At 74.7% G+C, this 22,176-nt stretch carries 19 protein-coding genes; 12 read left to right on the top strand and 7 right to left on the bottom strand.

The window, feature by feature from the left end:
• Positions 1–23: 23 nt before the first annotated feature.
• The 3 genes from ACZ58X_RS05500 to ACZ58X_RS05510 are packed head-to-tail and all read right to left on the bottom strand — an operon-like array spanning position 24 to position 5,967.
• Complete coding sequence (locus ACZ58X_RS05500) at positions 24–3,308, bottom strand: error-prone DNA polymerase (protein ID WP_470332392.1); 3,285 nt, start codon at positions 3,306–3,308, stop codon at positions 24–26.
• A 60-nt stretch (positions 3,309–3,368) separates the two neighbouring features.
• Positions 3,369–5,135 carry a DNA polymerase Y family protein gene (locus ACZ58X_RS05505; protein ID WP_470332393.1) on the bottom strand — a complete coding sequence of 589 codons (1,767 nt, stop codon included), beginning with the start codon at positions 5,133–5,135 and terminating at the stop codon, positions 3,369–3,371.
• Between the two features lies 1 nt (position 5,136).
• Entirely contained in the window at positions 5,137–5,967 is an 831-nt protein-coding gene (locus ACZ58X_RS05510; protein WP_470332394.1) for a hypothetical protein, read from the bottom strand.
• A 168-nt stretch (positions 5,968–6,135) separates the two neighbouring features.
• Here ACZ58X_RS05510 and ACZ58X_RS05515 point away from each other — a divergent pair, with 168 nt between their 5' ends.
• The 8 genes from ACZ58X_RS05515 (at position 6,136) to ACZ58X_RS05550 (ending at position 11,904) form a co-directional block, all read left to right on the top strand.
• Positions 6,136–6,771 (top strand): ArsR/SmtB family transcription factor, encoded by a 636-nt coding sequence (locus ACZ58X_RS05515; protein WP_470332395.1) that lies wholly within the window; start codon positions 6,136–6,138, stop codon positions 6,769–6,771.
• Entirely contained in the window at positions 6,768–7,505 is a 738-nt protein-coding gene (locus tag ACZ58X_RS05520; RefSeq protein WP_470332396.1) for an SRPBCC family protein, read from the top strand. Before ACZ58X_RS05515 ends, ACZ58X_RS05520 begins: the two co-directional genes overlap by 4 nt.
• A 71-nt stretch (positions 7,506–7,576) precedes the next feature.
• Positions 7,577–8,149, top strand: coding sequence for a dihydrofolate reductase family protein (locus ACZ58X_RS05525; RefSeq protein ID WP_470332397.1), 573 nt, complete (start codon positions 7,577–7,579; stop codon positions 8,147–8,149).
• Between the two features lie 83 nt (positions 8,150–8,232).
• The gene (locus ACZ58X_RS05530; RefSeq protein ID WP_470332398.1) at positions 8,233–8,541 is read left to right on the top strand and encodes a DUF6191 domain-containing protein; all 309 of its coding nucleotides are present in this window, start codon (positions 8,233–8,235) and stop codon (positions 8,539–8,541) included.
• A gap of 54 nt (positions 8,542–8,595) precedes the next feature.
• Complete coding sequence (locus ACZ58X_RS05535; protein ID WP_470332399.1) at positions 8,596–9,186, top strand: DinB family protein; 591 nt, start codon at positions 8,596–8,598, stop codon at positions 9,184–9,186.
• Between the two features lie 143 nt (positions 9,187–9,329).
• On the top strand, positions 9,330–10,187 hold the full coding sequence (locus tag ACZ58X_RS05540) for a hypothetical protein (protein WP_470332400.1): 858 nt from the start codon (positions 9,330–9,332) through the stop codon (positions 10,185–10,187).
• Between the two features lie 130 nt (positions 10,188–10,317).
• Complete coding sequence (locus tag ACZ58X_RS05545; protein ID WP_470332401.1) at positions 10,318–11,469, top strand: SUKH-4 family immunity protein; 1,152 nt, start codon at positions 10,318–10,320, stop codon at positions 11,467–11,469.
• A 93-nt stretch (positions 11,470–11,562) separates the two neighbouring features.
• The gene (locus ACZ58X_RS05550; protein WP_470332402.1) at positions 11,563–11,904 is read left to right on the top strand and encodes a hypothetical protein; all 342 of its coding nucleotides are present in this window, start codon (positions 11,563–11,565) and stop codon (positions 11,902–11,904) included.
• Here the strand turns inward: ACZ58X_RS05550 and ACZ58X_RS05555 are convergent.
• Together ACZ58X_RS05555 and ACZ58X_RS05560 are read right to left on the bottom strand one after the other, a co-directional pair.
• Positions 11,819–13,300, bottom strand: coding sequence for an MFS transporter (locus ACZ58X_RS05555; RefSeq protein WP_470332403.1), 1,482 nt, complete (start codon positions 13,298–13,300; stop codon positions 11,819–11,821). The genes ACZ58X_RS05550 and ACZ58X_RS05555 overlap by 86 nt on opposite strands.
• Positions 13,293–14,336 carry a DMT family transporter gene (locus ACZ58X_RS05560; protein WP_470332732.1) on the bottom strand — a complete coding sequence of 348 codons (1,044 nt, stop codon included), beginning with the start codon at positions 14,334–14,336 and terminating at the stop codon, positions 13,293–13,295. The genes ACZ58X_RS05555 and ACZ58X_RS05560 overlap by 8 nt, the downstream gene beginning before the upstream one ends.
• Before the next feature lie 207 nt (positions 14,337–14,543).
• Here ACZ58X_RS05560 and ACZ58X_RS05565 point away from each other — a divergent pair, with 207 nt between their 5' ends.
• Both ACZ58X_RS05565 and ACZ58X_RS05570 read left to right on the top strand, forming a co-directional pair.
• Positions 14,544–15,461: a LysR family transcriptional regulator gene (locus tag ACZ58X_RS05565; RefSeq protein ID WP_470332733.1), complete on the top strand. Its 918-nt coding sequence runs from the start codon at positions 14,544–14,546 to the stop codon at positions 15,459–15,461.
• Positions 15,462–15,468: 7 nt separating this feature from the next.
• Positions 15,469–16,350 carry a DUF2332 domain-containing protein gene (locus tag ACZ58X_RS05570; protein WP_470332404.1) on the top strand — a complete coding sequence of 294 codons (882 nt, stop codon included), beginning with the start codon at positions 15,469–15,471 and terminating at the stop codon, positions 16,348–16,350.
• Here the strand turns inward: ACZ58X_RS05570 and ACZ58X_RS05575 are convergent.
• Complete coding sequence (locus ACZ58X_RS05575; protein ID WP_470332405.1) at positions 16,328–18,718, bottom strand: FtsX-like permease family protein; 2,391 nt, start codon at positions 18,716–18,718, stop codon at positions 16,328–16,330. The two genes, ACZ58X_RS05570 and ACZ58X_RS05575, sit on opposite strands and share 23 nt — an antisense overlap.
• Positions 18,715–19,440, bottom strand: coding sequence for an ABC transporter ATP-binding protein (locus tag ACZ58X_RS05580; protein WP_470332406.1), 726 nt, complete (start codon positions 19,438–19,440; stop codon positions 18,715–18,717). Before ACZ58X_RS05580 ends, ACZ58X_RS05575 begins: the two co-directional genes overlap by 4 nt.
• Before the next feature lie 271 nt (positions 19,441–19,711).
• Here ACZ58X_RS05580 and ACZ58X_RS05585 point away from each other — a divergent pair, with 271 nt between their 5' ends.
• Positions 19,712–21,163, top strand: coding sequence for a sensor histidine kinase (locus tag ACZ58X_RS05585; protein WP_470332407.1), 1,452 nt, complete (start codon positions 19,712–19,714; stop codon positions 21,161–21,163).
• On the top strand, positions 21,115–21,762 hold the full coding sequence (locus ACZ58X_RS05590; protein WP_375891184.1) for a response regulator: 648 nt from the start codon (positions 21,115–21,117) through the stop codon (positions 21,760–21,762). The genes ACZ58X_RS05585 and ACZ58X_RS05590 overlap by 49 nt, the downstream gene beginning before the upstream one ends.
• Positions 21,763–22,176 lie beyond the last annotated feature (414 nt).

Raw genomic sequence — 22,176 nt, forward strand, 5'->3', positions numbered from 1 at the left:
GGACCTGGGGCGTGTCCGAGGCCTCACAGGCCGATCCGCAGCGGGGTGAGGCGGGTGGCGATCAGGTTGGTGGCGCCGCGGTCGCGTTCGATGTGGCCGTGCACCAGCAGGCCGGCCCGGTCCAGGGCGGTGCGGCGCTGGGACTCCCAGACCGGGCGGTTGCAGATCACGTTGATCAGGCCGGTCTCGTCCTCCAGGCTGAGGAAGAGCACCCCGCCGGCCGTCGGCGGGCGCTGGCGGTGGGTCACCAGGCCGCCGACCACCACGGCCGTTCCCGGTGGTACGTCCGGGAGTTGGGCGGCGCTGAGCGCCCCGCCGCGGTCCAGGTGGGCGCGCAGGTGCTGGAGCGGGTGGCTGGTGGCGGAGGTGCCGGTGGCCCACAGGTCGGCGATGGTCTCCTCGACCGGACTCATCCCGGGCAGCTCCGGCGCCTCGGTGCCGGGCGTGGTGCCGGGGAGCAGTTCGGCCGAGATCCCGGCGAACGCGCCCGCCGCCCACAGTGCCTGACGTCTCGTCAGCCCGAAGCAGTCGAAGGCCCCGGCCGTCGCCAGCGCCTCCAGGGCGGGCGCGGGCAGGCCGGTGCGGCGGGCGAAGTCCTCCAGGTCGGCGTACGGCTGCCCGGCCGCGATCAGCTCGGCCTGCGGGGCGCCGATGCCGCGCACCGTCTCCAGGCCGAGCCGGATGGCCGGTTGGGGGCGGCCGGCGGTCAGCGGCGGCGCGGGGGTCGGGCCCCGGTACGGCTCCAGGGTGGGGCGCGGCCCGCTGGCGTTGACGTCCACCCCGCGCACCCGGACGCCGTGCCGGCGGACGTCCGCGACCAGGCTGAGCGGCGCGTAGAAGCCCATCGGCTGGTTGGCCAGCAGGGCGCAGGTGAAGGCCGCCGGGAAGTGGTGCTTGAGCCAGGCGCTGGCGTACACCAGGTAGGCGAAGCTGATCGCGTGCGACTCCGGGAAGCCGTAGTTGGAGAAGGCCTCGATCTTGCCGTAGACGTCCTCGGCGACCTCGGGCGGGATGCCGCGCTCGGCCATCCCGGTGAGCAGCCGGTCGCGCAGCCGGGCCACCCGCTCGTGCGAGCGCTTGGCGCCCATCGCCTGGCGCAGCCGGTCGGCCTCGGCAGGCGTGAACCCGGCGCAGTCGATGGCGAGTTGCATCATCTGCTCCTGGAACAGCGGCACCCCGAGGGTCTTGCCGAGGGCGTTCTCCATCAGCGGGTGCGGGCAGCCGGGCGGCTCCACCCCGGCGCGGCGGCGCAGGTACGGGTGGACGGAGCCGCCCTGGATCGGGCCGGGGCGGATCAGCGCGACCTCGACCACCAGGTCGTAGAAGTGGTCCGGCTTGAGCCGGGGCAGGGTGGCCATCTGCGCCCGGGACTCGACCTGGAAGACGCCCACGGTGTCGGCGCGGCGCAGCATCGCGTACACGCCCGGGTCGTCGCCCGGGATGGTCGCCAGGTCGTAGCGCAGCCCGTGGTGCTGCTCGACCAGGTCGCAGGCGTCGTGCAGCGCGGCGAGCATCCCGAGGCCGAGCAGGTCGATCTTCACCAGCCCGGCGCCCGCGGTGGACTCCTTGTCCCACTGGAGGACGGAGCGCCCGGGCATCCGCGCCCACTCGGTCGGGCAGATCTCCCCGATCGGCTCCTTGGTGAGCACCATGCCGCCCGAGTGGATGCCCAGGTGGCGCGGCAGGCCGTGGAGTTGGGCGGCGAGCGAGAGCACGTCGGCGGGGATGACGGCGTCCGCGCCGGGGGCGGAGCGGAAATCGGTCTGCCGGCTGAACGCGTCCACCTGCCCCTGCGGGTAGCCGAGCACCCGGGCGGCGTCGCGGATCGCCAGCCGGGGCCGGTAGGTGATCACGTTGGCGACCTGGGCGGCGTGCTCGCGCCCGTAGCGGCGGTAGACGTACTGGATGACCTCCTCGCGGCGGCGGTTCTCGATGTCCAGGTCGATGTCGGGCGGGCCGTCCCGGGCGGTGGACAGGAAGCGCTCGAACAGCAGCTTGTAGTGGATCGGGTCGACGGCGGTGATCCCGAGGGCGTAGCAGACCGCCGAGTTGGCGGCCGAGCCGCGGCCCTGGCACCAGATGTCCTGGCTCCGGCAGAAGTCCACGATGTCGTGGACGATCAGGAAGTAGCCGGCCAGGTCGAGGTCCTCGATCACGTCCAGCTCCTTGGCGAGCTGGCGGCGGGCGGCGGCGTTGCCGGAGCCGAAGCGGGCCGGGCCGCCGGCCGCGACCAGGGCGCGCAGGTGGCCGATCTCGGTCTCCCCCTCGGGGACGGGGTAGCCGGGCAGTTCCGGGTCCAGCTTGGCGAAGTCGAAGGCGCAGGCCCGGCCGAGTTCGGCGGTGGCCCGCCGCACGCCGGGGAAGCGGGCCAGCCGGGCGGCCATCTCCCGGCCCGAACGCAGGTGCGCGGTGCCGGAGGCCCTGGTCCAGCCGGCTGCCTCCTGGAGCGTGCGGCGCTCGTGCAGGGCGGCCAGGCTCTGCGCGAGCCGGCCCTGGGCGGGGCCGGCGTGGTGGGCGTTGGTGGAGGCGACGACGGGCAGTCGCAGTTCTCCGGCGAGCGCGGCGAGGGCGTCGTTGCGCCGGTCGTCGCCGGGCAGCCACTGGTCGATCAGCTCGACGTACACGTTCTCCCGGCCGAACGCCTCGGTGAGGGTGCGCAGCCGCTGCTCCGCCCCGCCGGTCGCGAGGGCCGCCGGGACCCGGCCGAGGCGGCAGCCGGTGAGCACCGCCCAGTGGCCGTCGTGCGCCCCGGCGAGCGCGGCGAAGTCGTACGCCGGGCGGCCCTTGGCGCCACCGGCCAGTTGGGCGGCGGCGATCGCGGCGGAGAGGCGGCGGTAGCCGGCCGGGTCGCGGGCCAGGACGAGCAGGTGCTCGACGTCCCCGCCTTGGTGACGGATCGTCAGTTCGGCGCCGAAAGCGGTGGCCACGCCCGTCCCCCGGGCCGCCTCGGCGAGCCGGACCGCTCCGTACAGGCCGTCGTGGTCGGTGATCGCCAGGGTCTCCACGCCCAGCCGGACCGCCTCGGCGACCAGGTCCTCCGGGTCGCTGGCGCCGTCCAGGAAGCTGAACGCGGAGTGGACGTGCAGTTCGGCCCAGGGTTCGACGGGGGCTCCCCCGGTGGGGGCCTCCGCGGTGGGGACTTCCTTGGTGGGGGCTTCCCCGATGGGGGCCTCCTCGGTGGGGGCCTCCTCGGTGGGGGCTTCCTCGGCAGGGCGGCGCAGCGGGACGACCGTGCGGTCCGGCGCGGCGCCGGTCAGCCGGCGGTGCAGTTCACTCCAGGGGACGGTGGGGTGGCTGGTGAAGCCCATCGGGGGTTGCCTTCGTCGTTCTCGTACTGGTCCTGCCCCCTGCTGCGGGCCTTCGGCCCGCTAGTCGTAGCCGGCCTCCAGGTACCACGCACCCCCCTCCACGGTGAGCAGCAGCGCCCGGCCGCCGTCCACCACCACCTGGAACCGCGCCCGGCGGCGGGCGAGCGACTGGTCCCACCAGTACTCGACCGCCGGCCAGGGCCCGGTCCAGGCCGCCACCCGCTCCTCGCGGCCCCGGGCCACGACCAGGGCGGGCCGGCCCGACACCCCCGCCCGGCCGTCCACCGTGACCGGCCGGCCGGCCTCGTCCAGCACCCGTACCGGTGCCGGCTCGCGCAGCACCACGGCCGGCCAGAGGTCCGCCGACCGTTCCGCCAGCCGCCCCGGCCAGGGCGCGTCCGCCGCGGCCGCCGCCTCGTACGGCTCGCCCCACGGCACCCGGACCTGCTGCTCACCCGGACCGCGCCCGCCGGCCGGCTCGATCCGGCGCAGCCCGGCGTGCCCGAGCACCGCCTGCACCCGGGCCACCGCGCGCTCCACCCGGTCGTCCGCGACGGCCTGGCCCCACAGGGCGAGCTGGCGGCCCTGGTCCGGGGAGAGGCCGTCGGGGGCGAGGCGGAGCAGGGCGAAACCCTCTCGATCGCTGTGACCGCCGGCGAAGGTGCCCATGCCCTGCCAGGCCTGGAGCTGCCAGCGGACCCGCTCGGCCAGGGCCGTCGCGGACAGCCGGCCCTCGTGCCGCCACAGCCGGGAGACCGTCCGGCCGTCCGCGCAGGCCACCTCGACCGCCACGCGACGGCAGGTCAGCCCGGCCCCGGCCAGCCGCCGGTGCAGCTGCTCGGCCAGCGTGCGGGCGACGAACACCAGTGGCTCGGCCGACGGCTCCGGCGGGTCGAAGCGCTGCTCGACGGCGAGGTCCGGCGCCTCGTCGCGCGGCACCAGCGGGCGCGGCTGCAGACCGCGGGCCAGCCGGTGCGCGACCGTCCCGGCCGGGCCGAAGCGGTCCGCGACCGCCTCGGGCGGCAGCCCGGCGAAGGCCCCGACGGTGGGCAGGCCGAGCCGCCCCAGCAGCTCGGCCAGCGCCTCGTCGCCCAGCGTGGCCACCGGGTAGGGGGCGAGGAACTCCGCCGTCCGGCCGGCGGGCACCAGCACCCCGGCGCGGGCGGCGAGCACGGCGGCGAACAGGCCGTCGGCGACGCCGATCCGGGCGTGGGGGGCGGTCGGGGTGGTGGGCCCGATCGGTTCGGCGGCGGGTTCGGTGGTGGGTTCGGTGGTGGGTTCGGCAGGTCTGGTGGGTTCGGCGGGTTCGGTGGTGGGTCCGGTGGGTTCGGTGGTGGGTTCGGTGGGTCTGGTGGGTCCGGCGGGCGGGCCGGGCTCGGCGGGCACTGTCACCGCGCCGGGGACGGCGTCCGGGACGGGCGGTCGCCCGAGGGCGTCCGCCACCGCCGCGCCGACCAGGGTCGCGAGCGCCTCCTCGCCGCCGAAGTAGCGGCCCGGACCCTTCACCGGGATGGCGCACAGGCCCGGGCGGATCACCTCCACCCGGGGCGTGAACGCCTCCACCGCCGCGACCACCGGCTCGAAGCGGCGGGTCTCCGCCTCCGGGTCGCGGTCGCGCAGCTCCAGTTCCGGGCAGAGCCGCTGGGCCAGCTTGAGCCGCTGCCCCTGCCGCACCCCGGCGGCCCTGGCACCCGCCGAGCAGGCGAGGATCCGGCCGGCCTCGGTCACGGCCACCGGGTCGTCACCGGTGACGGCCACCACCGGCCAGTCCGGGCACCAGACCACCAGCACCCTGGGGGTCCGGTCACCATCGGGCGTCGTCGGCACGTCACACCACCGCCGCCACGAGCGGGACCGCCTCGGGGACGGCGGATACGGCGGGTACAGCGGGGCCCGGTGGAACGGCGAGGGGCTGCGGCTGCTCCCGGACCGGGCGGACCGCGCCGTGCTCGTCCGGCAGCCAGAGCCGGGCCGTCCGGCCGCGCACCGCCGAGCCGCGCCCCTCGGCCACCACCTCCACCTGACGCCCGGCGAGCTGCCCGTAGCCGTCCCCCAGCCCGAACCAGCGCCCGGACCGCACCCCCAGTCGCAGTACCGCCCCCGGCCACGGGCCGGCCACCAGCAGCACGCAGCCGGTGCGCCGCAGCACGGCGGCCAGGCGGGCGGCCAGCTTCGGGGGCACCGGCCCGTCCGGGCGCAGCATGATCAGTTCGACCGCGCCGGCCAGCACGGACACCACCTCGGGCCAGTGCTGCCCCGGGTCGTCGGCGACCAGCAGGCGGCGCAGGTCCAGCCCGTACGCCTCGGCGGCGGCGAGGCCCAGGTCCGGCAGCCCGATCGCGGCCGCCCAGCCGCCCCCGGTCTCCCGGACCCCGGCGGCCAGGGCGAGCAGCAGTCCGGCGTCCCCACCCGCCACCGACACCGCCGTCCCGCGCCGCAGTCCGCCGTCGGGCAGCACCTCGCGCAGGGCGGGCACCACCGGTACCAGTCCGCGCCCGGCTGCCGGCCCCTCCGCCTGCCCGTCCACCCGTCCAGCCGTTCGCCCGTCCACCCGCCCGACCTCGGACGCGGGCACGGCAGCCGGGAACGCCACCGGCCGCAGCACGGGGCGTTCGGGCTGCTCGGCGGTGGATTCGAAAGCAGGTTCGAAAACGGGCACAGCCCCAGGATCGAACATCCGTTCGCAAAGATTCAAGTCCACCTCACCACCCCCATTCGTCACGCTCCGTGTCGGATGCGCCGAATGCCGGATCCCCCTTGGCTCTTCCAGGTGACCGACAACCCTTTTTTCCTTGACAAATTTTTTTGTCGGTCGGATGCTGGAGGGGTGCTGGACGTCGCCGTGATCGAAGAACCCGCCGCAGCCGAGGCCTCCCTGGATCCGATCCGGTCCCGGATCCTCGCCGCCCTCGCCGAGCCCGGCTCGGCCGCCATGCTGGCCACCCGGCTGGAGCTGCCCCGACAGAAGGTCAACTACCACCTGAAAGAACTCGAACGGCACGGACTCGTCGAACTCGCCGAGGAACGACGCAAGGGCAACGTCACCGAACGGGTGTACCGCGCCACCGCCGCCTCCTACGTGATCTCCCCCAGCGTCCTGGCCGCCGTGAGCCCCGACCCCGCCCGCTCCCCCGACCAGCTCTCCGCCCGCTGGCTGCTCGCCCTGGGCTCCCGGCTGGTGCAGGAGGTCGGGGCCCTGCTCACCGGCGCCTCCCGGGCCGGGCGGCGGGTCGCCACCTTCGGCATCGACGCCCAGGTGCGGTTCGCCTCAGCCGCCGACCGGACGGCCTTCGCCGAGGAACTGTCCCTGGCCGTGGCCACCCTGGTCAGCCGCTACCACGACGAGTCCGCCCCCGGGGGCCGCAGCCACCGGGTGGTCGTCGGACTCCACCAGATCCCCTCGGCGCCCAAGCCCGAAGGCGACCGACCGCAGCCCGAAGACGACCAGGAGAACCGGACGTGACCCACCCCTTCGAGATCGAACTGGAGACGACCCTCCCGGCGAGCCCGGAACAGGTCTGGGAGGCCATCGCCACCGGACCGGGCCTCGACTCCTGGTTCATGGGCCGCAACGAACTCGACCCGCGCGCGGGCGGAACCGCCGGCATGGAGATCGGCGGCCACCGCACGGAGGCGGTGGTCACCGCCCACGAGCCCGGCAAGCACCTGGCCACCCGCACGGCCACCGCCGAGGACGGCCGGTTCATGGCCTTCGAGTATCTGATCGAGGGCCGGGACGGCGGCAGCACCGTGCTCCGCGTCGTCCACAGCGGCCTGCTCGGCGACGACTGGCAGGACGAGTACGACGCGCTGCGCCGCGGCTGGCCGTTCCACCTGCACACGCTCCGCGAGTACCTCACCCACTTCCCCGGCCGCACCGGCACCCCGGTCTTCGCCGCGGCGCCCGGCGGCGGGCGCCGCGACCCGGAGGTCCGCAGCCTCCTCGCCGACGCACTGTCACTGCCGCTCCCGGTCACCGTGGGTGCCCGCACCCACGCCGAACCGGCCGGACTGCCCGCACTGGACGGGGAGGTGGTCTGGGCGGACGACGAACGCTTCGAACTCCGCACCGCCGACGGGCTCTACACCTTCCACCACGGCGCGGGGACGGTGCTGATGTTCCACCACCTCTTCGGGCCCGCGACGGACGGGGCCGAAGCCGCCTGGCAGCGGTGGCTGGCCGGGCTCCTCGCCTGACCGACGCGCACGCACCGCCCCGTAACCGCAGAGCCACGAGAACCCCAGCCACGAGAACCGAGGAACCACCCATGCGCACCCTGATCAGCACCGCCTTCGTCTCGCTCGACGGCGTCGTCGAGGCCCCCGGCGGCGAACCCGGCTACCGGAACTCCGGATGGACCTTCAAGGACGTCGAGTTCGTCCCCGAGGCCTACGAGATCAAGGGGCGGGAGCAGGAGGAGGCCACCGCGATGCTGCTGGGCCGGGTCAGCTACCAGGCGTTCAGCCCGGTCTGGCCGGACATGCCGGAGTTCGCCCGCTACAAGACGCTGCCGAAGTACGTCGTCTCCACCACCCTCACCGAGGACGACCTGGTGTCGAACTGGGGCGAGACCACCATCCTGCGCTCGGTCGACCAGGTCGCCGCCCTCAAGGAGACCGAGGGCGGGCCGATCATCCTGCACGGCAGCGCCGCCCTGAACCACAGCCTCTCGGACGCCGGCCTGATCGACCGCTACCACCTGCTCGTCTACCCGCTGCTGCTCGGCGCGGGCAAGCGCCTGTTCAGCGCCACGGACAAGGACGCCCAGAAGCTGGAGCTGGTCGAGCACCAGGTCTACGGCAACGGCCTGCAGAAGCAGATCTTCGACGTCGTGCGCTGACCGGCGTTCCCACCCCGCGTTCCCACCCCTCGCCCCGGCGCCCGGGCCTGTTGCGGACCGCCGGGGACACGGATACTCGCCCCATGGGACTCCTCGTCTTCGTCACCCTGCCCGGGCTGGTGGTCCTGCTCACCGCGCTGGCCCTGGTCGACCAGTTGCTGCTGCGCGCCGGACGGGCCGGGCTGCTGCCCTGGCGGACCCCGGCGCGGCAGGGCCAGATCTCCGCCACCGGCTTCGAGCAGCTGCACGCCACCTTCTCGGCGGGCAAGCAGCACGAGCTCAAGGAGCGGCAGTCCTCACTGATGCAGCGCGACGACGACGAGAACGGCGCACCGCGCAACCCCACCGGAGTGGACCTGGACCGGGGCACCGCGGTGATCCGGCGGGGCTGACCGGCCGGGCTTAAACCGGTGGACAGCTTCCCGGCGGTCAACAGACTGAATCCCATGACGGCCAACGACGACAAGAACGACCTGCGGATCTACGTCCAGGACGCCCGCGACGCCCTGTTGTGGAAGCTGGACGGCCTCTCCGAGTACGACCTCCGGCGACCGCTCACGCCCACCGGCACCAACCTGCTGGGGCTGGTCAAGCACGTCACCGGGGCCGAGGCCCTGTACCTCGGCGAGACCTTCGGGCGCCCCTTCCCCGAACCGACCCCGCTGTGGATCGTCGGCACCGACGAGCCGAACGGCGACCTGTGGGCCCGGGCCGAGGAGAGCACCGAGGAGATCCTCGGGCGCTACCGCCGGGTCTGGGCGCACTCGGACGCCACCATCGAGGCGCTGCCGCTGGACGCCGTCGGCCGGCTCCCGTTCGGCGATCGCCCGCAGCAGACCCTGCACCGGGTGCTCGTCCACCTGATCGCCGAGACCCACCGGCACGCCGGCCACGCCGACCTGGTCCGCGAACTCATCGACGGCGCCACCGGCCAGCGCTCCGACGGCGCCAACACGGCCCCCGGCGACGCATCGTGGTGGCGGGCCCACCACGACCGGGTGGAGCAGGCGGCCCGACGGGCCGGCGGACTCGCTTGAGCCCGGGGGCGGAACCGGCTCACCTCCCGGAGATCCGTGGGGTGGCGGGCACGGACCGAGGGGTCAGGGCGACCGTACCGTGCGGACAGTGCGGGGGCGCCGCCGTCCGGAGCATCGGACAGTTCCTGCACCGCGGGCGGGAGTTGTGGTGGGACTCCGAGCTGCACTGCCCGTCCTGCGACCTGTACATGTGCGAGCACTCCGGCCCGGAGGCGATGCCGGCGGACGTCCGGGCGGCGCTGCTGGCCGCCCACGGTCCGGCCCGGCTGCGGCTCGCCGGGCCGCTCGGCGATCCGGTGGCGGCCCTGCGGGTGTTGCGGGACGAGGCCGGGGGCACACTCCTGGAGGCTCGCGAACTGCTCGACGAACTAAGGGAGTTCGGGCTGAACGGGACGGCCGTCGAGATGGCGTGGTGGCGGGTGCGACTGGCCGGGCGGGGTGTTGCGGCGGAGGTCGAGGAGGGCTTCGGGCGGGCGTACCGCTATGTGGGGCCGCCGGAGTTGCGGCCGGCGGAGTTGCGGCCGTGGGCCGCCGGCGGTCCGGGCGACAGGCCCGTGCGCACCGAGGGCGACTTCGTCGCCTGGGCGGATGGGCGGGCGGCGGCCGAGTTGGCGGAGCCCTTCACCTACGTCGTCGACCTGGGCGGCGCGCTGCGGCTCGCCCCGCGCCGCAGCGAGCACGTGGCCTGCGCGGGCGGGGAGCCGGTGCTGGGCGCCGGGGAGATCGGGTTCCGGCGCGCGGACGGCGGGGGCTGGGAGGTCGGGACGGTCAGCAACCTCTCCACCGGCTACTGTCCCGACCTCGCCTCCTGGCCCGCCGTGGCCGCCGCCCTCGACCGGCTGGGGCTGCCGCACCCGGGCGGCTTCACGCACGCCGTGGTCTTCCGGCGCTGCCCCGGGTGCGGGCAGTGCGGCATCGTCCGGGAGGGGCACCACGTCTGCGTCTTCTGCGACGCGGACCTGCCGGAGCGGTGGAACGTGGACGAGGTGGTGCTCCCGTAGGCACTGGTGCGGAGGGGCGGGCGTGGAAGGGCAGGTGCGGACCGGCAGGTCCGGAGGGGCGGCTGCGCTGTCGGGTCGGCCCGCTAGGGTCGGGTGGGACAGGGGGCGGAACGGGGAAGGGCGGGGGCACGTGGAGTGTGTGCGGGTGGCCGGGGTGCCGGGTGGCGTGGTGCACGGGGGGAGCCGGGAGTTCCTGGTGCGGGAGGGGCTGCCGGCGACCGGGGCGTTCCTGGACTTCCGGGTGCTCGGCGGCGGCTCGCTGAAAGCCCTCCCGACCGCCGGCGCCGAGCGGCTCTTCGTCCTCGGGGAGACGGACTACTGCACCCCCTTCGCCCCCGTCGGCGACCTGGTGCTGCTGGACGGGGCCACCGGCGAGGTGTTCCTCGGCAACGGCGGCCCCCGGCGGGACCAGCTGGCCTCCGACCTGCCCGCGCTGGCCGCGCTGGTGCGGGAGGTGGAGGCCGTGGGCGAGGCGGCCCGGCGCCCGGAGGCGCTGGACGGCCGGCGCGGGCCCGCGGTGGTGGCCGAGGTGACGGCCGGCGCCGAGCGGCGGATGCGGGAGATCGACCCCGGGCTGTTCGGGCACGACGCCACGCCCGCGCACTGGGGCACGGCCCTGCTGGTCCGCGCCCTGGGCTGGGGTGCGCTGCCCGGCGGCCCGGGCGGCCCCGCGTACCGGGTCGGCACCGAACTGGTCACCGAGCTCGCGGCGCTGACCGACGAGGACGGCGGAGCGGGCCGGGTGCACCGGTTCCGGCCGGAGGCACTGCCCGCCGCCCTCACCCACGAGCCGACCCGCCGACTGCTGACCGAGGTCGGACTTCCGCTCGGCGGCGCGATGTTCGGGGTGTGCGAGGAGCCGCTGGTCACCATGGCGGAGGCGTACCCCGAGTACTTCGACGGCGAGGAGGAACGCCCGTACCAGCGGGACTACCTCGCTCTCGGGGACTGGCCGTCCGACCTCACCATCGCCCTGGACGGCGCCACCGGACGGCTCGAACTGCCTGACTGGTACGACGACGGGCAGCCCGAGGCCTACCTCAACCGCGACCTGACCGCCCTGCTCTACGCCCTGTGGACGTACGAGCGGCTGCGTGCCGAGTGGGAGCGCTGGGAGCACGGCCGGAGCCGGGACATCTGGGCGGTGTTCGATCCGCAGTCGCTGCTGAGCACCGTGGTGGACCGGCTGGTCGAGGGCGTCGATCCGGAGGCCTTCGCCTCGCCCGGGCGGTCCTGGCGCCTGCTCGCGGAGGACGGACACCTGGGCGGGCTGCTCGGCTGAACGACGGGGGCGCTCCTCCCTCGGCCGGTGCCGCCGCGCCGGTACGCTGCCCCGGTGACGAACATCCGTACGGCGGCCGGGCGAAGACGGGTGGTGCTCCTCGGCATCGGCGCCGTCCTCTCCCTCGCCTCGGCGGGCGCGCTGTACGCCCTGCTGTACGTGCGGTCGCTGGACTACGGGGAGCGCTGCGAACGCGGCCTGGTGTCGGGCGGCGGCCGGCTGCTGGAGACGGGCGCGTCCTGGCTCCCGCCGGACGCCTGGTGCCGGTTCGAGGACCGGAGCCTGTCCACCACGCCGTTCTGGGCGCTGCTGCTGTTCTACGCGCTGCTGACCGTGGTGGTCTGGTCGGTCATCGCGCTGGTGTACACCGTCCGTCCGCGTCCGGACCCGGGGCTGGACTGGCAGCCGCGGCACGGTACCGGGCCGGGGTGGTAAGCGCCGAACCGGTGGGGACCGTATCGGTGGGGGTGTTGGTGACGGCGGTGCGGGTCGGGACCGTATCGGTGGGGGTGTTGGTGGCCGTGCTCACCGGTGCTGCGGACGGTGGTCGGCGGCGGGTGCGCAGCGGGGACAGGTAGACCGGCAGGAAGGCCGTCGCGAGGACGGCCCCGCCGAGCCAGAGCGTGGTGCGCAGGCCGAGGAGTTCACCGAGCAGCCCGGAGAGCGCGGAGCCGATCGCGAGCGCACCGAAGAGCAGGAAGCGGAAGGTGGCGTTCATCCGGCCGAGCAGGTGGTCCGAGGTCATCCGCTGACGCAGGCTCACCCCGAGCACGTTGTCCATGCCGGTCTTGAGCGAGACCAGCAGCCAGCCCGCCCCGGCCAGGAGCAGCCACGGCCCGCCGCCGATCACCGGCACCAGCAGTCCGGCGGGCGCCAGGCACAGGCCCGCCAGGGCGAGGGTGCGACCGTCGCCGAGCCGGGCGGAGACCGGGCGGGCGCAGCGCGAACCGAGCAGGATGCCGACCCCGCCGACCGCCCAGAACAGGCCCAACGCCCAGGCGGGGAGATCGAGTTCACGTACGAACAGCACCGGGAGCAGGGTGTTGACCAGTTGCGAGCCGAGGTTGTTGAGGGAGGCGGTGGCGGCCAGGGCCCGCAACTCCGGGTTACCGAGGACGTGCCTCAGGCCCTCGGCGATCTGCGCGCCGAGGCCGGGGGTGGGGGCGTCGGGGTCAGTGGCGGTGTCGGGGCGGGTGGCGACGTCGGGGTAGGTGGCGGTGGGGACGTCATCGGCGGGGGTGCGGCGCAGCGCGGTCAGCCGCAGGGCGGAGCCGAGGTGGCTGAGCGCGGTCACCGCGATCGCCACTGGCGCGGTGAGCAGTTGGACCAGCATCCCGCCCGCGCCACGCCCGGCGACATTGCCGACCGCCATCAACCCGACCACGGCGGAGTTCGCGTCCACCAGGTGCTCCCGGCCGACCAGCCCGGGCAGCACGCTCTGCGAGCCGATGTCGAAGAAGACCGTGGCAGCGCCGGTGAGCAGCGCGACCGCGTACAGCTGCCCGAGGGTGAGCCCGCCGAGCCACCAGGCCAGCGGGACGGAGGCGTAGAGCGCGGCCTTCACCAGGTCGGCCACGATCAGGACGCGACGGTGGTGCATCCGGTCGACCCAGGCGCCGGCGGGCAGGCCGATGAGCAGGAAGGCCAGGGTGCTCAGGGTGGCGAGCAGACCGGCCTGGCCGGGGCCCGCATCGAGGGCCTCGACGGCGACCAGGGGGACGGCGACGTAGCCGACGTTGGTGCCGAGTTGGGTGAGAGCGGTGGCGGTGAAAAGGGTGCGGAAGTCGGGGATCCGCCAGAGGGAGTCGGGGTGCATGGTCCGTTCAGTCATGTGCGAGGTCCGGGAGGACGGGGGCGGGGGCGGGGGCGGGGGCGGAAGCGGGGCTCGTCGGTACGGGGGCGGGGTCCGCCGGTACGGGGGCTGCGGCTGGGGCAGGGGCGAGGGCGAGGGCGGGGGCGAGGGCGGGCTTCGGCCGGCGCTTCACGAGGAACACCCCGGCGAGGACGACGGCCATCCCGGCCACCGCCCGCACGGTCAGCTGCTCGCCGAGGACCAGGGCGCCCAGCACGGTGGACACGACCGGCAGCAGGTAGCCGACGGTGGCGGCGCCGGTCGGGCCCTCGGTGGCGATCAGGCGGTAGTTGAGGTGGAAGGTCAGCCCGGTGCAGGCGATGCCGAGGACGGTGACGGCGGCCAGGCCGAGCGGATCGGCGCCGGCGAGCGGGTTCAGCGGGCCGACCGTGGGCAGGGCGATCGTGCTCAGCCCGGCGGCGGCGGAGAGCTGGGCGGCGGAGAGGGCGAGCGGGGCGGTGGCCGTCCCGGCGAATGCTCGGGCCATGTAGGCGAAGGCGATGGCGTAACTCGCCGCCGCGCCCAGCAGGGTGAGCGCCCCGGGGATGCTGAGGCCTCCGCCGGCACCGCCGCTTCCGTCACCGATGCCGTCACCGATGCCGCTGCCGTCGCGCCACGGGGCGAGGATCAGCAGCACACCGGCGAAGCCGAGCAGCAGACCGGCGAGGCACAGTGGGCCCCGGGCGCGCTCGGTCCCGAGGGCGAGGCCGATCAGCAGCGACCAGAGCGGGGTGGTCGCGTGCAGCACCCCGGCCAGGCCGGAGCCGACGCTGCGTTCGCCGTAGGCGGTCAGCAGGAACGGCAGGGCGTTGCAGAAGAACGCGGCCACGGCGAGCCGCCGCCAGAGCGCGCCGCCGCGTGGCAGGCGTTGCCCTGCGGAGCGGGCGAGCAGCAGCAGGACGGCGGCACCGAGGGCGGCGCGCAGCACGGTGATCTGCACCGGGGTGAGCCCGTGTTGCAGTGCGAGCCTGATCCAGAGGAAGCCTGAGCCCCAGAGCAGTGCGAGGACGGCCATCCGCAGCACGGTCCAGCTCCTTGTCGGTGGTGGTGTCGGTCGGGTTCCGGGTGTCGGCCGGGTGTGGGGTATCGGCCGGGTGTGGGCTGTCGGCCGGGTGTCGGGGTGCCCGATGACGGTCGCGCGCGGTGATCACTTAGCACAAGCGAAAAGTTCTGAACCACCTTTAAGCTGCGCTGTATGAATGCCTCACTCGACGTCCGCCGGATGCAGGTGCTGCGAGCCGTGGTCGACCACGGCTCGGTGAGCGCGGCCGCCGCCGCTCTCGGCTACACCCCGTCCGCCGTCAGCCAGCAGGTGACGACGCTGGAACGGGAGACCGGGACGGCACTGCTGGAACGGATCGGGCGGGGCGTGCGGCCGACCGCCGCCGGGCTGCTGCTCGCCGGACACGCGGCAGCCATCGACCGGCAGGTCGCCGAGGCGGGTGCGGCACTGGCCGACCTGCGGGCCGGACGCACCGGCTGCCTGACCGTCCGGTACTTCACCACGGCCGGCTCCGCCCTGGTGGCACCCGCGTTGGCCGTCTTCCGCCGCGAGTACCCGGGCGTGCGGCTCGACCTGGGCCTGACCGACCCCACCGACCCGCTCATCGAGGTACGGGACGGCCGGGCCGACCTCGCGGTGGTGTTCCGGTCCGAGGAGGCCCCGACCGGCCTGCGGTTGGTGCACCTGCAGGACGATCCGTACCGCGCCGTGCTGCCCCGGGGGCACCGGCTGGCCGGGCGGCGCGTGCTGGACCTGTCCGAGCTGGCGGACGAGCCCTGGGTCGGCGCCGAGCCGCCCGGCCCCTGTCGGAGCCTGGTGGAGGACGCCTGCGACGCGGCCGGGTTCCGCCCGACGCTCGCGGTGGACGGCGCGGACTACGTCACCGCGCAGGGCTTCGTCGCGGCGGGACTGGGGGTGTCACTGCTTCCGGAACTGGGCCTGACACAGCGCCATCCGGGGGTCACGGTCTGCCGGGTGCGCGGCCCGGAGCCGGTACGGACCCTGCACGCCGTCGTACGGGAGGGCGCCTGGGGGCAGCCGGTACTCGGGGCGCTGGTGGCCGCACTCCGATCGGTGGCAGCTCCGGCGTCGGCAGCAGCTCCGGCGTCGGCGGCGCAGGCAGTACGGGGGGTGTAGCGGCGCGGTGCGGCACCTCGACGGACCGGTGACGGAGGGCTGGCCGGCCTTCCGCGCCTGGACGGTGGAGCGGTGGGCCGAGGTCTCGGCGGCGATGCTGGAGCGGCGGACCCAGACCAACGAGGCTGGCCGCTGCGCCACCCTGCTGCCAATGCTGGCCTCGCTACCGCAGCCGCTGGCGCTGATCGAGGTGGGCGCCTCGGCCGGGCTCTGCCTGTACCCCGATCGGTATCGGTACCGGTACGTGGCTGGTACCGGTATTGCCGGTAGCGGTGGTGCGGTCGATGCCAACGGCGCGGCCGGTTCAGCCAGTTCGGCCGGTTCGGCCGGTTCGGCCGGTTCGGCTGCGGAATTCGGCGCGGCCGGCAGCCCGGTGACGCTGGACTGCGCGGTGAGCGGGCCGGTGCCCCCACTGGACGCCCTGCGGGAGCGGCTGCCCGAGGTGGTGTGGCGGACCGGGGTCGACCTCGATCCGCTGGACGTCCGGTCCGAGGAGGACATGCGCTGGCTGGAGTCCCTGGTGCGGCCGGAACAGACCCACCGGCTGGAGCGGCTGCGCGGCGCCGTCCAGGTCGCCCGGGCCGAACCGCCGCTGCTGGTGCGCGGTGATCTGAACGCCACCGTAAGGGAGTTGGTGGCGCAGGCCCCGGCGGGTTCGACGCCGGTGGTGTTCCACAGCGCGGTGCTCGCCTACTTGTCGCCGGAGGCGCGGGAGGAGTTCGCGGCGACCATGCGCGAGCTGCCCGCCCACTGGATCTCCAACGAGGCGGTCTCCGTTCTGCCGACCGTCACGGAGGGGACGGCCCACTCCCGGAGGGGACGGCCCCTACCGGAGCGGGCCCGTCACCCTCCGGGGCGCACCGTCGTCACTCCGTCCGTAGGGCCGTGACCGTCCGGGTGCGGGCGGCCCAGGTCGCGGGCAGGAGGGCTCCGAGCAGCGCCAGCGCCACCCCGCCGAATATCAGCGGCCCCACCACCGACGGGGCGAACACCGTGAGGTCCGCGTCCGGCACCCCGATACCGGCGGCGCGGGCCATCGCCGGCATCACCAGGTGGTGCGCCCCGACCCCGATCGGGACCCCGATCAGGCCTGCCAGCAGGCCGCTGCCGCAGACCGAGGTGAGCACCATGCCGACGGTCTGCCGGGGTGACATCCCGAGGGCCTTGAGCACCCCCAGGTCGTGCACCCGGTCCCGGGTGTCCAGCAGCACGGTGTTGAGCACCCCGAGCCCCGCCACAACCGAGAGCAGCAGGGTGAGCGTGCCCGCCAGGGTGTTCACCGCCAGCACCACGATGTTGATGTGCGCCTCTCCGGGGTCGGCGCTCAGCCCCATCGGCTTCACCACCGCGTCCAGGCCGTCGGCGAAGGACGCCGCGTCGGTGCCCGCGGTGAGGTCGATGTGGAAGGAGAACGCCTCGACGTGGACCACGCTGCCGAGCGGCTCCAGCGCGGCGCGGTCCAGGAACACCACGTCCTGGGTGGTCATGACCTCCCCGGTGATCCTCGCCGGGGTGGTGCGCCCGTGGTCGGCGAGGGTGACGGTGTCCCCCACCTTCAACTGGTTGGCCCGCAGGAAGGCGGCGCTGACCACCGTCTCGCCGGCGCCGTGGAACCAGCGGCCCGTGACCATCTGGAAGCCGCTCCAGGAGGCGTCGCCGGTGAAGGCCACGAGTTCGGCCCGGTCGGTGCTCCCGGCGACCGTCGCCGAGGCGGGCACGCTGCTGTACCAGGCCCGTGTCCCGGGGCGGGATTCGATCGCCTTCGCCACGGCCGCCTCGTCCACGTGGTCGACCGGCGCGGAGCCGTCGAACGGGACCTGGACCAGGACCTTGCCGGCGCGATCGGCCGCCAGGCCGTCCTGGATCGAGCTCAGGGAGAGCGTCAGCCCGACGCAGAGGGTGACCCCGGCCGTGCCGAGCACCACCGCGGCGGCGACGGTCGCCGAGCGGCCCGGCCGGTTCAGCGGGGACGCCAGCCCGAGGCTGAGGGCCCTCGGCACCGGCAGCCGGCCGATCGCGTCCCGCACCCCGGACAGCAGGCCCGTCATTCCGGCCCGGCCCGCCGCCCCGCCGGCGGCCGCCCGCTTGGCGCCCGGCGCCGTCCGGCCGACCGCGAGCGCCTCCACGGTGCGCAGCCGCCCGGCCCGCAGGGCCGGCACCAGTGCGGTGCCGACCACCGCGCCCAGGGCCGCGACCGCGACCACCGCGTCCACCCAGGGCGGGATGCCGAGCAGGCCGCCGCGCAGGGCCTTGTGGGCCAGTCCCAGCACCGGCACGGACAGCAGGTTGCCGCCCAGCACGCCGAGCGCGGTGCCGATCCCGGCGGGGATCAGCGCCTGGCCGACGTAGGCCCGCGCCACCTGGGCCGGAGTGAAGCCCAGGGACTTGAGGATGCCGATCCGCCGGGTGGCGGCGCTCACCGCGCCGCTGACCACGACACCGATGATCAGCACCGACATGGCCAGGCCGAGCACCCCGAAGGCCGTGACGAAGGGGACGAAGGTCGAGGCCGTCCGGTTGGCCTCCTCCCGGGCGGGCCGGTAGGAGGTGGCCTTGATGAGCGCACCGCTCGGCACCGCGGCGGCGATCGCCGCGTGGTCGGCGTCCACCTCGGCGTCGCTGCCCGCGTGGGCGAAACGGTAGAGGTACTGGGCGGCGGGTGTCGTACCCGGCGCCGTCAGCCCGGCCACCTGCTCGGGGGCGACCCAGCCGTCCGCGCTCCAGGAGACCGAGTCGGCCAGGCCGACGACCTTGAGCGTCGGGTGCCCCGGCAGCTCCGGGAACTGTGCGGTGTCCCCGACCGCCAGCGGGGAGTGCCCGTTCAGGAACACCACCTCGCCGGGGCCCGCGATCCAGCGGCCCATGGTGATCCGCAGGTCGTCCATCGGGCCGTCCTGGGCCCGGCCGACCAGCGTCATCGGCGGCAGCAGGCTGCCCGCCGGCGGGATCCTGGTGTCCTGACCGGCCCGCGGTTGGAGGGTCACCGCTGGGTAGGGGCCGGCCGAGGCCGTCACCCCGGGCACGTGCGCGGCCGCGGCCAGCTGGGCGGGGCTCGCCTTCGTCCCGTCGTACAGCACGTTGAGGTGCGCGCCGCGCTGGTCGGTGAAGGCGCGCTCGTACGGGCCCTGGGCGGCGACCACCAGCCCGAGGGCGAGGACGCACGCCGTCACGGACATCATCGTGGTGAGCACCATGACCAGGGTCTGCACCCGCCTGCGGCCCACCCCGGCGCGGACCACCTTGCCCATCGCGTTCATGCGCCCACCCCGCTCCGGCCGCCGGAGGCCGGCACCGCCGCCGTGTCCCGGACCAGGCGGCCGTCGAGCAGCTCGATCGTCCGGTCGGCACAGGCCTCGGCGAGCGCGGTGTCATGGGTGACCAGCAGGATCGTCTGGCCCTCGGCGTTGAGCCCGCGGAGCAGGTCGCGCACGTCGGCGGCGGAGGCGGTGTCCAGTGCCCCCGTCGGTTCGTCGGCCAGCAGCAGCGGCGGACGGTTCATCAGCGCCCGGGCCACCGCGACGCGCTGGCGCTCGCCGCCGGAGAGCCGACCGGGGAAGGCCTTCGCGTGCCGGGCCACCCCGAGCCGCTCCAGCAGCTCCCCTGCCCGGGCCCGGGCCTGCTCCCGCCGCATCCCGGCGAGTTGGGCCGGGAGCAGCACGTTGTCCTCGACGTTCAGGTCGTCCAGCAGGTTGAAGAACTGGAACACCATGCCGATCCTGGTCCGCCGGTACTCGGCGAGCGCGGCCTCGCCGAGTTCGTGGACGGCCACGCCGTCCACCTCGACGCCGCCCTCGCTCGGGCGGTCGAGGCCGGCGACCAGGTTCAGCAGGGTGGACTTGCCGCTGCCCGAGCGGCCGAGCACCGCCACCGCCTCGCCGGCCCGCACGTCGAGGTCGAGCCCGGCCAGGGCGGGACGGGCGGCGTCGGATCGGTCGTACGTCTTGCTGACGCCGCGGATCCTGATGATCGGCGCGTTCACGGGCCCTCCAGGGTTCGGGGTCCGGCTCCGGGGGACCCGGTACCGGCTGACGGAACATCACGCTACGAATCCGCGGTCCGGACCGGACAGCCGTCTGAGCGGCCTCCTCGGGGTGTATCCAGATACACCCCGAACTGGGTGTTCAGGCCTAGAGCGCCGGACGATCACGGCGGGCAGACTGACTCCGCGGAAGATCGGGACGGACGCCCACGGAGGGCTCCGGCCCACAGGCTTCGGGTCCCCGCAGGGGCCCGGGACGGAAGGGGGCGACATGAGGACGGGAGCGATCACCGGGGTGGCTCGACGGCTGGGCCGGGCCTGCGCGGACGGCGTGCGCGCCTGGTACGTGGCGACGATGGCCGTGACGGGGCTGATCTCGCTGCTGGCCGGGCCGATCGTGCTGGGTGCCGCGCTGTTCGGCCCGGACGAGTCCGGGCACTTCGGGCCGGGCGGGCCGCTGATCCTGACGGTGCCGATGGGGCCGGTCGCCCTCTGGGCGCTCTGCTGGGCCACCGGCGGCTCCGGCCGGGCGGTGGGGGCCGTGCTGTTCGCCCCGGGCGCGCTCGCGGTGACGGCGACCCACCTGTACGGCGGCGCCGCGCCCGGCGGCCGGTCCGTCTCGCTCTGGGTGGCGCCGTCGCTGCTGGTGCTCGGGCTGTTCGGCGCACGCTGGATCGCCACCGAGAGCCGGCGGGTCGTCGAGCAGTGGAGCGGGCGGCCGATCCCGGTGCCGTACCGCCGCCCGGCCGAGGGGAACAGCGCCTGGCAGCGGCTGTCGGCCGGCGGCTGGCTGGCCGACCCGGCGACCTGGCGGGACCTCGCCTGGGCTCTCCTCACCGGATTCGCCGTGCTGTTCACGGCCGCGATCGTGGTGCTGACGCCGATCGCCATGGAGATCTTCGGCCGGAACGGACTGCTGTTCCCACTGACGATCGTCTACGGCATGGGTTTCTGGGTGGCCCCGTTCGCGCTCCTGTGGGCGGCACCGCCCGTCCTGCGGGTGCACGAGAAGGCGGCCAGGTCCCTGCTCGGGCCCTCCCGGCAGACCGAACTCGCCCGCCAGGTCAGCCATCTGGCACGCACCAGGGCGGACACCATCGACGCCGGGGCGGCCGAGCTGCGCCGGATCGAGCGGGACCTCCACGACGGGGCGCAGGCCCGGCTGGTGGCGCTGGGCATGCTGCTGACCGTCGCGGAGCAGGTGAAGCACGACCCGGACGCCCTCGGGCCGCTGCTCGCCGAGGCCCGGACGTCCTCGGTGAAGGCGCTCAGCGAGCTACGGGACTTGGTCCGGGGCATCCACCCCCCGGTGCTGGCCGACCGCGGCCTGGCCGACGCGGTGGAGGCGACCGCGCTGGACCTGCCCCTTCCGGTCACCTTCACCGGCGGCCTGCCCGGCCGGGCCCCGGCCCCGGTGGAGTCGGCCGCCTACTTCGCGGTGAGCGAACTGCTGGCCAACGCGGTGAAACACGCTGGAGCCTCGCACATGTGGATCGAGATAGGGCACAGTGACGGGCTGCTGCGGATATCGGTCACCGACGACGGGCGCGGAGGCGCGGACCCGTCCCGGGGCACCGGCCTCAGCGGAACCGAACGCCGACTGGCCGCCTTCGACGGGGTACTCGCGATCAGCAGTCCGTCCGGCGGACCGACCATCGTGAACCTGGAGATCCCGTGCGCGTTGTCATCGCCGAAGACCTCTTCCTCCTCCGGGACGGGCTGACGCGGTTGCTGGAGGCCAACGGCATGAAGGTCACCGCGGCGGTCGAGAACGGCGAGCAGCTGCTCGCCGCGATCGCCGCCGACCGACCCGACATCGCCGTGGTCGACGTGCGACTGCCGCCGAGCTTCACGGACGAGGGGCTGCGCGCGGCACTCGCCGCCCGGCAGGCCCACCCGGGACTCCCCGTACTGGTGCTCTCACAGTTCGTGGAACAGCTCTACGCCCGCGAGCTGCTGGCCGGCAGCTCCGGCGGGATCGGCTACCTGCTCAAGGACCGCGTGCTGGACGGTGCCCAGTTCCTCGACGCCGTCCGCCGGGTCTCCCAGGGCGGTACGGCCATGGATCCGGAGGTGATCACCCGGCTGCTCACCCACAACTCCTCGGCCGGCCCGGTCTCCACCCTCTCCCCGCGCGAGCGGCAGGTGCTGGCGCTGATGGCCGAGGGCCGCTCGAACGCGGCGATCGCCCAGCAGCTGGTGATCACTGAGCGGGCGGTCGCCAAGCACACCGCGTCGATCTTCGTCCGCCTCGACCTCCAGCCTTCCGACGACGACAACCGCCGGGTCCTGGCCGTCCTGGCCTACCTCAACAACTCCTGACGGCCCCGACGACCCCGACGACCTCGACGACAACGGGAAGACAGGAGAACGAGGGCGGGACAGTACCGGGAGAAGGACGAGGGCGGGAGGCGGGGAGAGTGGGCAGAAAGGAAGGAAAGCAGGCATGATTGATTGAACGCGGACAAGTAAGGGGTGCCCCTCCGCGCCAGGGGGCTCGCCCTCCTCCGAACGGGTCATCTACCCTGGTGAGGTGCTCATCCTTGTTCGCCGCCGCCACGTGGACCTGCTCCGCGTGACGACCATGTCCTGTCGACGCTCCGGCTGAACCTCGCGCCACCCACCCTCACGGCAGCCCCGACGCGGCCGCCACCACCTCCCGGCTACCGGAGCACCCGCCCCACCAGGCGCGGCTCCGGCCTTCCCTGGTCGACCACCGGGACCAGCCGGGACGAG

Source organism: Kitasatospora sp. NPDC040550 (assembly GCF_055594965.1).

Coding starts and splice junctions, on each gene's coding strand:
- ACZ58X_RS05535 (WP_470332399.1), top strand. CDS start 8,596: ATGACGGCCAACGACGACAAGAACGACCTGCGGATCTACGTCCAGGAC.
- ACZ58X_RS05525 (WP_470332397.1), top strand. CDS start 7,577: ATGCGCACCCTGATCAGCACCGCCTTCGTCTCGCTCGACGGCGTCGTC.
- ACZ58X_RS05555 (WP_470332403.1), bottom strand. CDS start 13,300: ATGACTGAACGGACCATGCACCCCGACTCCCTCTGGCGGATCCCCGAC.
- ACZ58X_RS05560 (WP_470332732.1), bottom strand. CDS start 14,336: ATGGCCGTCCTCGCACTGCTCTGGGGCTCAGGCTTCCTCTGGATCAGG.
- ACZ58X_RS05585 (WP_470332407.1), top strand. CDS start 19,712: ATGAGGACGGGAGCGATCACCGGGGTGGCTCGACGGCTGGGCCGGGCC.
- ACZ58X_RS05500 (WP_470332392.1), bottom strand. CDS start 3,308: ATGGGCTTCACCAGCCACCCCACCGTCCCCTGGAGTGAACTGCACCGC.
- ACZ58X_RS05530 (WP_470332398.1), top strand. CDS start 8,233: ATGGGACTCCTCGTCTTCGTCACCCTGCCCGGGCTGGTGGTCCTGCTC.
- ACZ58X_RS05575 (WP_470332405.1), bottom strand. CDS start 18,718: ATGAACGCGATGGGCAAGGTGGTCCGCGCCGGGGTGGGCCGCAGGCGG.
- ACZ58X_RS05565 (WP_470332733.1), top strand. CDS start 14,544: ATGCAGGTGCTGCGAGCCGTGGTCGACCACGGCTCGGTGAGCGCGGCC.